Annotated in this window: 9 protein-coding genes and 2 pseudogenes; 1 reads left to right on the top strand and 10 read right to left on the bottom strand. The window is 69.4% G+C overall.

Annotation, left to right across the window (positions count from 1 at the left end):
• Positions 1-857: 857 nt before the first annotated feature.
• From AB0L21_RS39420 to AB0L21_RS39405, 4 genes and pseudogenes are all read right to left on the bottom strand, one after another.
• Positions 858-1,103 carry a hypothetical protein gene (locus tag AB0L21_RS39420; protein ID WP_365788756.1) on the bottom strand — a complete coding sequence of 82 codons (246 nt, stop codon included), beginning with the start codon at positions 1,101-1,103 and terminating at the stop codon, positions 858-860.
• Positions 1,104-1,461: 358 nt separating this feature from the next.
• Positions 1,462-1,794, bottom strand: coding sequence for a hypothetical protein (locus tag AB0L21_RS39415; RefSeq protein WP_365788755.1), 333 nt, complete (start codon positions 1,792-1,794; stop codon positions 1,462-1,464).
• A gap of 59 nt (positions 1,795-1,853) precedes the next feature.
• A pseudogene (locus AB0L21_RS39410) lies at positions 1,854-2,098 on the bottom strand (transposase); the annotation flags it as partial.
• 62 nt (positions 2,099-2,160) lie between these two features.
• On the bottom strand, positions 2,161-2,694 hold the full coding sequence (locus AB0L21_RS39405; protein WP_365788754.1) for a cupin domain-containing protein: 534 nt from the start codon (positions 2,692-2,694) through the stop codon (positions 2,161-2,163).
• Positions 2,695-2,951: 257 nt separating this feature from the next.
• On the opposite strand from AB0L21_RS39405, the pseudogene AB0L21_RS39400 reads away from it, so the two are divergent.
• Positions 2,952-3,205, top strand: a pseudogene (locus AB0L21_RS39400) (transposase); the annotation flags it as partial.
• Between the two features lie 723 nt (positions 3,206-3,928).
• On the opposite strand, the gene AB0L21_RS39395 reads toward AB0L21_RS39400, so the two are convergent.
• The 6 genes from AB0L21_RS39395 to AB0L21_RS39370 form a co-directional block, all read right to left on the bottom strand.
• Positions 3,929-4,051 carry a hypothetical protein gene (locus tag AB0L21_RS39395; RefSeq protein ID WP_365788753.1) on the bottom strand — a complete coding sequence of 41 codons (123 nt, stop codon included), beginning with the start codon at positions 4,049-4,051 and terminating at the stop codon, positions 3,929-3,931.
• The gene (locus tag AB0L21_RS39390) at positions 4,048-4,176 is read right to left on the bottom strand and encodes a hypothetical protein (protein WP_365788752.1); all 129 of its coding nucleotides are present in this window, start codon (positions 4,174-4,176) and stop codon (positions 4,048-4,050) included. The genes AB0L21_RS39395 and AB0L21_RS39390 overlap by 4 nt, the downstream gene beginning before the upstream one ends.
• A 390-nt stretch (positions 4,177-4,566) precedes the next feature.
• Entirely contained in the window at positions 4,567-5,214 is a 648-nt protein-coding gene (locus tag AB0L21_RS39385) for a TetR/AcrR family transcriptional regulator (RefSeq protein WP_365788751.1), read from the bottom strand.
• Positions 5,215-5,324: 110 nt separating this feature from the next.
• Positions 5,325-6,116, bottom strand: a complete 792-nt coding sequence (locus AB0L21_RS39380) for an amidohydrolase family protein (protein ID WP_365788757.1) — start codon at positions 6,114-6,116, stop codon at positions 5,325-5,327.
• A gap of 30 nt (positions 6,117-6,146) precedes the next feature.
• Positions 6,147-6,479, bottom strand: a complete 333-nt coding sequence (locus AB0L21_RS39375) for an amidohydrolase family protein (RefSeq protein WP_365788750.1) — start codon at positions 6,477-6,479, stop codon at positions 6,147-6,149.
• Between the two features lie 496 nt (positions 6,480-6,975).
• Positions 6,976-7,659 (bottom strand): acyl-CoA dehydrogenase family protein, encoded by a 684-nt coding sequence (locus AB0L21_RS39370; RefSeq protein WP_365788749.1) that lies wholly within the window; start codon positions 7,657-7,659, stop codon positions 6,976-6,978.
• Positions 7,660-7,782: the final 123 nt, after the last annotated feature.

Below are 7,782 nucleotides of genomic sequence, written 5' to 3'. Positions count from 1 at the left end.
CCTCGTACTGGATGTACTTGGGTCGGGGCCCGGTGCGGCGAGAGTGCGTGCATGGCGTCGCGCGGCAGACGGGAGTTTGACGACAGGGCCTAGCACGCGGGCGCGGCGAAGGAGCGCCGCGACGGCGTCGCCCGCGAGTGACGGCATGTCGAAGGGGCGGCATCCCCGCACAGGATGCCGCCCCTTCTCTTTCGTGCGCCGCAGCCGCCACCGACGGGTCCGGGTCGGGCCGACGGCGGCTTCGGGGTCCGGGGAGGGACAGCGGCGGTTCGCCGGCCCGCGGATATGCGGGGCAGCCGTAACCGCTTCCCGCCGGCCGGGTCGCCGCGCGGCCGGTCTTGAGGCGGATGAGCGGAATGCGGAGGGGGAGCGGAAGACATGGTCCGGCGAGTCGGACCTGCTGTGTTCCGGATTACAGGGACTCCCAGCACTCGGCGGACAGTGCAAGGGCATGAAGCAAGATGCCACGGCTCCCCACCCTCTGAGGACGGAGAGCACGGCCGGCAGGCGCATCAGTCACCACCGCGCGGAGGCCCTGGCCCACCGCGCGGCACGCCGAAGCCAAGCGAGCTCCGTGCCTGATGGGTGCTGCGGCGAGTACGCCGACATCGCGCCTGAGGAGATACCGCGGGCCGGGCGGGAGTGGGTGGAGGGATGAGGTGGACGGCAGGAGCATGGCCCGTTCCGCGGCGGTGCGGGGCCGTATCTGCTCCAGACGGTGCTCGACGCGGGCGTGGGTGTATAGGTCGATCGCGTCGGTGAGGTGGTCCCATTCCTCTCCGTCCAGGCCCGCCGACGCGGGCCGAGGATGTCGGGGCCGGCACGGTGGTGGCGGTGCCGGTAGTCGCTGATGGCGGTCAGCAGGCGGGTGTAGGTGTGCTGTTCGTCCTCGTCGTCGCCGGGGGGGCGGTGATCTCCTCCATCCACGCTTCCGGCAGGAGTTCGCCGGCGAGCACGGCGGCCAGGGCGCGCCGCGCGAGGCGCGCGTCCAGGGCGCCGTAGGACAGCGGTGAGACGCCGAAGCGGTCACGCAGGGCCGGGTGGTCGGGCAGGGGTCCGGCGGGCGGCGGTGTATCGAGGTGGTTGAGGGCCGCGGCGATCACGACCGGGGAGGTGCGTCGGGCGGCGGGAGGTGCACCGGGCGGCGCCGTCCGGTCAGGGCGCGCACCCGCGCGTCCAGGTCGTCCCAGGCCGCCGCGTCCCCCGGAGCGGCAGGAGGTGGGCCCAGTCCGGGCACTGCGGTGATGGCATGGCGGATGCGCCACACCTCCACCAGAGCAGCGGTGGTGGCCCACACGTGACGGCGCCGGGGGGCGCTGGTGGGAGGCGGACTCCCGAACGGGCGCGCCCAGGCGGGCGGGGCTGCGGCCAGGGTGTGGCCGCGGTCGGCGAGCGAGCGGGCCAGGACGCGGTGGCGTTCAGCAAGGTGGGTGACCCAGTGCTCGGGGGTGTCGGGGTGGATCAGTGCGTGAGAGTCGGCGACCCAGTCGGGTATCTCGCCGCGGTGGCTGGGCCGGTACGGGGGGGGTGGTCGGGCAGACGTTCACGCAGGCGCAGTTCGGCATGGATCTTGTCGGAGACGGCGTCGGCGCGGGCCAGCGCGGCACGCGCTGAGCGCCGGCGGTCGGCCGCGGCGGTACGCCGGGTGGCCAGGGCGCGGCCGACCGCGGCCAGTGAAGCGTCGCCCAGGGCCGCGCCGGTGGTGGCCCGCTCGCGCTGGAAGTCCTCGCGTGCGGCGGCGCGCCAGGTAAGGGCGCGGTGCAGCTGGGACTCCCAGGCGAAGTCGGCGATCACGTGCCGGGCCGTGTCGGTGAGCGGAGTTCGGCTGGCCTGGGCGCTTCGAATCGGGTGGCGGTGGTGTGGTCGACGGCCGTGTTTGATCCCGCGTTCCCCGGCCTGAGCAGGGCCGCCAGGATTCACCGGTGCCGCCCGGGCCTTGGTCGACGAAACCCATCAGCGGATGATGACCGTAGGTTCGCTTCCACGTCGGTGCGGCGTCCTCCCTGCCCGAGTGCGCAATCACCAGCACCCCATCAAGGTCGACGGTCACCGTCCCGCCCGCGTCAGGCGCTCTGTCCCCAGCCAACCGCCAGACACGTTTGCTGCGTCTCGGACGGGTGGTGAGCCGACCGAGTCACCACCCGCCCATGACCGATGTGCTCAGGCCCAATCATCCTCGCGCGGCAGGAGAGACATGTTCATACCGGCAAGTGCCTGTTGGAGCGCGGTGTCAGTCCTCAGCCGGTTCGCCCAGTCTTGCGGGTTGTAGTCGTCCTCACGCATCCCGTGATCAACGAAGAACTGCTCCGGCCCGGCGGGGGTATAGAACACCATTAGCTTCGACGGCACGTCGAGGATGTTCTTGAATCCATGACGCGTCCCGCGTGGAATGTACACGAAGTCGCCCGCGCTGGCATCGAAGGTCTGATCACCATTGATGAAGCGGAACTTGCCGGACACGATGAGGAAGGCCTCGTCCTCCTCGTCATGCATGTGCGGCACGTTGCCGAACTGTGGCGCGACCGTGCCCTCCATGAGCCCGAGCTGCCCGTTGGTCTGCGCACCTGTCACCTTGACAGAGAACTTCTCCTCGCCGGTCAGGCGGATGATCCCTTCCTCGTTGCGCACGACGAACCCGTCGGCAGATGTCCAGACCGGGTCATCCTTGTCGGGGACCGCAAAGTGGAATGTCATATCGTAAGCTTAGCAGATGATCTGCTTCCCATATTAATGTCTCCAGAGACCCGGGCGCCGTTCGTCGCCGAACGGAGGCCCTTCGCGCCACACCGCGGGGACGGGAGACGGCGCGCACCCCCGGGGCGGGTGGAATGCCCTTTGAGCGGTGGGCATTCCACCCGGCCTCATGCATGCATCCTGCTCGGTGCCGGGACGACGGCCAGTGCGGCAACCGCGTCCCGGCGACACCGCGCACGGCGGCCGGCGGCGGGGAGCTGTTTCAGCGGGTGGTGCCGTCGGCTCCGGTGCGACCGCAGGGTGGCGGTCGCAGACGGCACGGCGACCGGGAGGTCCTGGCGGCCATCGTGTTCGTCGCCACATCAGGCTGCACATGGAACCAACTTCCGCCCGGCTTTGGCCCATCGGGCGTGACCGCGTCCGCCGGTTCACCGAGTGGTCGCGGACTCGCGTGTGGGCCAAGCTGCATCGCCTGATCCTCGACGATCTCGGCAGCCAGGGTGAGCTGGACAAACAGTGCCTCGCTCAGCTTGGGCCTGGATGCCGGCCCCTTCGACTCGAGGGCTGACGTCCCACCGTGCTGCCAGGCCCGGCGCCACCGCTGTACCGAGCCCACGCTCACGCGTAACTCCTTCGCGACCGCGAGATTGTCCTGTTACGGGGCGAACAACTCGGCTGCCTGCATCCGGATGTGCCCTCGAAACGCCCGTCGCTCCGCGGTCAGCCCGCCTCCTTGCGGATACCTCGTGCAACCGGGCTACCGCGGCAACCACCGCTTGTCAGCCACGACATCACGCCAACAAAGTCAGTAACAGGGCCGGGCCTGTCCCGTAACTGGTCGTCCACCATGTAGGCGAGGATCGCCACAGGCACCGCCCATTGGTTCCGACCTGGACGAGCCTCCCTCCCAGTCAGGGGGGCAGAGAGCCGGGTGTTGTCCGCCCCGGCGATCGTTTGATCGTTCTTGGATTCGAGCCACAGCAGACCGTGCTGGTCCCTGAGCCGCTGGGGCTGGCTCGCGGGAGTCGCCGATCACTGATGGACCTGTCCGAGGCGCCGCTTGTGACGGTGTTGTCGATGCCGGGACAATCGGCGGCCGCGCGGCTCAGCTTCTGCATTAAAACGCGAGCATGGTCCCCAGCCTGTTGTGGAAGAGAAGGGGACCGACGGGCGGATGGCGCGGCCGCGACCGGGGACCGGAGCGCACTGCGGTTGCGCGTCGGCCGGAGCCGCCTCAGTCGATGAGGGTTTGACCCTGGTCGTTGAGGACCTTGACGTCGAGGATCTTCGACTTGAGCGCGACACCCTTGTGCTCACCGGAGGCCCCCGCTTCACTGCCGACGACCGTCGACGTCACGTGGGGCCGTACCCGATGCGGTCCACCAAGCTGCCCGAGCCGGAGAAATCCTTCTCCACGACCTCGGCATGTGCCAGGCCCGGATGGGTCTGGTTCACCCCGGTGTCGATGACCTCGACCTTCACCCCGTCACCCTGGTAACCGGCGTCCCAGTTGTGGGCGTCCCGCTCTGCGGAACACTCCTGTCGAGACTCACCTGGCGCCGGCCGTCCAGCCACACACGGCTGACTCCGGCCGCCGCGATTCGCGCCTCCGACTTCCCGGACCCGGCGGTCAACACCCCCCACAGTTCCACGGTCCTTCCCTCCGGGGCTGGCACAGCCTGCCCGCAACCGCCACATGTGGGGAATGTGGCGCGACTTGCGAAAGATAGACAAGATCCACCTTGCAGTGATCTGGCCCTCACCAGAGCTGCGCCGCAGCGTGTCCCCTGCCCTGGCAGTGCCGACCGACCGAAAGCCTGTGCAGGCTGCTGGGCGCAGCCTGACCGGCCGCTGCCTACGCCGAGGGCGCCGTCAGCTCGGGGTGGGACGGCCCTCTGCTGGTCGGCGGTAGACGCCGTACCAGTAGGTGCGTGCGAGTTCGCAGGCTACGACGGCGTCGTCACTGCCGTCGCTGCCGGCCACCTGTTGAGCGAGGATCTGGCTGCCGCCCTGGATGATGAGCCTGGCGGACAGCCGGGGGTCGATGTCCCCCGGGGTACGACCCGCCCGCTGTTCTTCCCGCAGCACCGTCTCCAGATTGTCGACGAAGCGATCCTGGTCGGCGGTCCACGTCTCGTGCACCGCTGGGTCGTAGGCGGCCACCTCGTTGATCGCCTTCAACAGGGCCGCGTGCTCACGGTAGTGCGCAAGGATCATCTCGTAGGTGTGAGCGAGGCCGTCGACACCACCGCCGGGGCCTGTAGGCCGCCAGGCCGCCGCGATCGCGTAGCTCTTCTGCTTGAGCGATCCGCTCAGCCGGAGGAGCAGGTCCACCTTGTCACGGAAGTAGAGGTAGAACGTCGAACGGGAGATCCCGGCGGTCTTCGCGATCTGTTCGACACTCATCTCGGTGAACGTCACCCCCTGGCGTAGACACTCGGCGAGCACGGACATGATCCGCTGCTCAAGTGCCGCTCGCCGGTCGGCTGCGTTGGAAGGACGTCGAGTGGTGGAAGCCATGGCAGCATCCTAAGAGCACCGGCACAGCGGTGCTCTTCCGCCGCTGGGCCAGCATGGGGTGATGACCACCGGTGCTCGTGATGAGGATCACCGTTGCGGACGTCACCCGATCACTCCTGCCGCTCGGCCCGCAGTATGTGAGCGGCCGCCAAGGCAACCTCTCGCTGTGCTGCTAGACGGCCGACCCGCAGCGGCTCCCCGTCGGCGACGACCTGTTCACCGGCGACCCACACATCCCGAACCGCTCTGGAGCCTGCGGCCCACACCAGATCGGCGAGCAACTGCTCCTCGGGGACGTCGAGCCCTGCGGCGAAGTGTGGCACGTCCACACCGACGTGGATCATGCCGGCCCACGTGCCGGGGCTCAGGGTGCCGATGTCCTGGCGACCGACGGCGTCGGCTGCGCCGCGGGTCGCCAGCAGCAGTGTGCTCTTCGCGGTTAGGGCGAGCGGGTCAGCTGTCGTGGCGCGGGCCAACATCATGGCGCGGCGCATTTCCTCCCACAGGTCGAGATCGTCGTTGCTCGCAGGGCCGTCCGTACCCAGACCCCCCGCGACGGAAGCCGCGCGCAGCGCGGTGAGTGCCGCGATACCCGAGGCGAGCGTGGCATTGGACCCGGGGCAATGGGCGATTCCCGCGCCGTGGTCGGCGAGCAACCGGATGTCGTGGGCGGAGAGGTGCACGGCGTGAGCCGCCAGCAGCCGCCCCTCGAGAAGCCGGCATCGGCGAGCAGTCTGGGGACGGAGCCGTGCGCCGCTCGCTGCTCCCGGTCCTCCGCCAAGGACTCGGCGACGTGGATGCGGACGAGGGCCCCTCGGGCTGCGACGGACTCGGCGGTCGCTCGCAGCGCCTCCACGGGGAGTGCGTAGGCAGAGTGAGGACCGTGGCCCAGCTCGACGCAGCCGCCGGGACCGAACCTCAAGCCGTCTTCGTCAATCCACTTGTCGATCGCTGCCAGGGCGCTCCGCCATCCCGCGCCGGGCAGGTCGAAGTAGGCGGGGGGCCAACGGTATCCGGCTGCCGGCGGTCAGTGCCGCAGGCACCACCGCCTCACCATGCATGTACATCTCGGCACTGGTCGTGATGCCGTGCTGGAGCATCTCGACGCAGCCGAGCAGCATGCAAGCGTGGGCGTCCTCAGGACGCATCCGCGCCTCCGCAGGCCAGATGACGTCGTTCAGCCAGGACATCAGCGCAAGGTCCCCGCCCGCGCCGCGCAACCGTGTCATGGCACTGTGCGCGTACGCGTTGACGACGCCAGTCATCAGGATTCCGGAGAGCCTTGTCACTGGTGCCCGCCGCCGCGGGCGGTGCGTCGACCCGAGGGCCGCAGTACCCGAATCCGCAGGCAGAACCACGGGAGCGTGGAAGCGGTGTACGGGCTGATCACTCCACTGGATCGTGGCCAGCCTTCGCTCGTCTTACGAGGGATACGGATGGAAGGGTGCTCGACTCCGGACGCAGCAGCGGAGATGAGCACGTGCGTCGGCTTCCCAGCCGACTGAGAGGTCCGGCGGCGCTCCGGTGCCGGGCGTTCGGCCACTGGTGACAGATGCTGCTTCCGGCGGCTGTGTGCGGTTGCCCCGGCGTCGCCGGCCACCGCGTCTGCTGGATGTGCTCACGTCTGCGGGGCAATCGCGGCATTGGGTCGGTGAGCTTTTCCTGGATTCCGGACGAAGGTTCGTACGCGCCAGGTCGCCACGGTGGAATGCCTCCGTAGGGCGCGCTCCGGACCGCCGTACGGTGGGAACGGGCCGGGACTCAGACCATCAGGCTCACCCGCTCGCCGATGCCGAGCAGGGCCTTGCCGTAGACCTCCAGGCCGACCGCAGGGACCAGCCCCGCGTGCCGCGCGGCGACGTTGGCGTCTCGCCAGATGCGCTGGAGGAGGTTGGCGTCGGCGAACGAGGCCGCACCGTGCACGTTCAGCAGAGTGCTCACCGCTTCCAGAACCTGTTGCGCGGCGTAACCCGCCCGGGCCCTGACGTGCGCACGTGCGACGTAGTCCATGATGGTGGCCTGATCGACCTCGTCAACGGCACGGTAGGTGTGCAGGCGGGCTGTCTCCAGCTTCAGTGCGGCCTCGGCCAGTTGTATCTGGACGCCCACCGAGTCCGCCTGCCTGCCGTGGACGGTGAACGACAACGGCTTCTCAGCGGCAGCCTCCACCGCCGCGTTCATGGCAGCCGCGCCCAGGCCGAGGAGCGGTCCGAGCAGGCACAGCAGCAGCATCGGCCCGAGCGCCGAGGCGTACAGCGTCTCACCCGAAGACTCACGCGGATAGATGCCCTCCGCCGCAGCGGGGACCGACAGCACACGGTGCTCAGGGACGAAGACGTCCCGCCCGAGCAGGGTATTGCTCGCGGTAGCCTTCATGCCCGCGGTATGCCAGGTGTCCTCGATGGTCAGCTCGGAGGCGGGGATCAGCACGAGCGCCTGGTCCATGACCGCTCCGCTGTCGTCCCTCAGCAGCGCGCCGACCGCGGCCCACGTCGCATACGGGGCACCAGAGTTGTACGACCACCTTCCGCTGACACGCCAGCCGCCCGGCACCCGCTCGCCCACACC

It is taken from the genome of Streptomyces sp. NPDC052721 (assembly GCF_040678315.1).
Lineage (GTDB): Bacteria > Actinomycetota > Actinomycetes > Streptomycetales > Streptomycetaceae > Streptomyces.
Note: the sequence above shows the minus strand (reverse complement) of the source record. Positions and strands in the feature narration are given on the sequence as shown.

Excerpts from the sequence above, each read along its gene's own strand:
- AB0L21_RS39385 (WP_365788751.1), bottom strand. The coding sequence starts at position 5,214 with ATGGCTTCCACCACTCGACGTCCTTCCAACGCAGCCGACCGGCGAGCG.
- AB0L21_RS39405 (WP_365788754.1), bottom strand. The coding sequence starts at position 2,694 with ATGACATTCCACTTTGCGGTCCCCGACAAGGATGACCCGGTCTGGACA.
- AB0L21_RS39370 (WP_365788749.1), bottom strand. The coding sequence starts at position 7,659 with ATGGACCAGGCGCTCGTGCTGATCCCCGCCTCCGAGCTGACCATCGAG.
- AB0L21_RS39375 (WP_365788750.1), bottom strand. The coding sequence starts at position 6,479 with ATGACTGGCGTCGTCAACGCGTACGCGCACAGTGCCATGACACGGTTG.